The 1,510-nt window shown below is 56.6% G+C and carries 2 protein-coding genes and 1 pseudogene; 2 read left to right on the top strand and 1 reads right to left on the bottom strand.

Translation table 11 applies throughout. The annotated features are described in order from the left end of the window. Positions 1–519, top strand: a 519-nt coding sequence (locus tag GSQ70_RS00590) for a LuxR family transcriptional regulator (RefSeq protein WP_158780472.1), incomplete at its 5' end; no start/stop codon positions are given. On the opposite strand, the gene GSQ70_RS00595 is transcribed toward GSQ70_RS00590, so the two are convergent. Further along, entirely contained in the window at positions 491–1,165 is a 675-nt protein-coding gene (locus tag GSQ70_RS00595; protein WP_158780473.1) for an acyl-homoserine-lactone synthase, read from the bottom strand. The two genes, GSQ70_RS00590 and GSQ70_RS00595, sit on opposite strands and share 29 nt — an antisense overlap. A gap of 122 nt (positions 1,166–1,287) precedes the next feature. Between GSQ70_RS00595 and GSQ70_RS25875 the strand changes: the two are divergent. Beyond that, positions 1,288–1,510 (top strand): annotated as a pseudogene (locus GSQ70_RS25875) (hypothetical protein); the annotation flags it as partial.

Here is a 1,510-nt window from a genome sequence, read left to right on the forward strand (position 1 = left end):
TCCCCCTTTGCCTGGGACGAGAATATCACCCTGATGTCGGACCTGAAATTCAACCGAATTTTTTCCCTCTCCAGACAGTACAACATCGTCAACGGGTTCACCTTTGTGCTGCACGATCACATGAACAACCTGGCGCTGCTGTCCCTCATTATCGCCAGCAGGGAACAGGAGGCGTTGGAGCAGAGGCTGCTGAGCGAACGCGGCACCCTGCAGATGCTGCTAATCGATATCAACGAACAGATGTACCACCTTGCCGGCACGGCAGGTTCAGGTGAAAGCCGGCGTCACGGAGGCAAGGACCGCCCCATCTTCAGCCCGCGAGAAAATGAGATGCTGTACTGGGCCAGCATGGGGAAAACCTACGACGAGATGGCCGCCATTGCGGGGATTTCAGTGAGTACGGTGAAGTATCATATGGGTAACATCGTCAGGAAGCTGGGCGTCAGCAACGCCCGCCAGGCTATCCGGCTGGGCGTTGAGCTGGAGCTGATCACACCGGCAGCGACAGCGGCCAGGTAACCAGCGACGGGGCCGAGCATCCGGGACTGCCGTCCAGTCCGGATGCCATCCGATCCCGATCTGCGGCCGTTGTGGGCAGAAACAGGAGATAGATCCGCTCCCGTTCGCTGAGGTACGCTTCCTTCAGCACCCTGATCTGCCATCCGGAACGCTTCAGGATGATCAGCATTGGCCGGCTGACAATGGTGTGAATGCCGTTGCGGCCGTTGTGACGTGCCCAGTTGATCATGGCCAGGAAAAGGGCCTGGCTGACCGGCCAGCGCAGTCCGGGCAGCTGCCGGGCGCGAGCCTTGTCGACAAAAAAACGGCTGGATTCAATACCGTCCCGGGGGAGCGTGACGGTATCAAAGCAGGCGCGAAACGTGTGGGTGATCATATTGGGCCGGTCAAGACCGGTAAAGCGCACGCTGCAGAGCAGCTGTCCATCGCAAACCCCGAGAATATAGCGCGTGCCGGGATTATCAAATTCGTCAAACTCCATATCAACGCTGCAGGTGACTTCCCATCCCAGCCGGTCGCTGAAAGTTTTTTTTCTCAACCGGTAAAGCTCATCCGAGTGCGTCATTTTCAGCTCATCATAGCTGACGTCAAACAGTTCAAACGTCCGGGCACGGCCACCATCAGTGTTAGCGGTGTTAGTGTTCATCCTTATTCTCCTTTCCTTTTCCGGCATGCGGGAACTGACGCGCCGCTTCACGACGTCTACGGGCATGCGCGCTGATGCACATTACCCGCGCCGTTGTATTGTCACCCCGTTCCCGGTACGGCATGATCGGTATTATCAATAAAAGTCTGATCCGGGCTGCCGGTAACGCCTGCAGATCCGGCTCAGTATGCAGATGGCGACAGAGTAATATGTTTATCATAAAAAATGAAAACCAGGCCGTGAAAGAAACCAGTTACTGGCGGTCAGAACACGCCGCTGCCGGCTATTTTTTTATGTCCTGGAATGCAGGAGCGGCCCGTGTTCTTGTTCCCGGCCCTCAGTCAG

The sequence above is a fragment of the Pantoea sp. BAV 3049 genome (genome assembly GCF_009765445.1).
GTDB lineage: Bacteria > Pseudomonadota > Gammaproteobacteria > Enterobacterales > Enterobacteriaceae > Erwinia.

Coding starts and splice junctions, on each gene's coding strand:
- GSQ70_RS00595 (WP_158780473.1), bottom strand. CDS start 1,165: ATGAACACTAACACCGCTAACACTGATGGTGGCCGTGCCCGGACGTTT.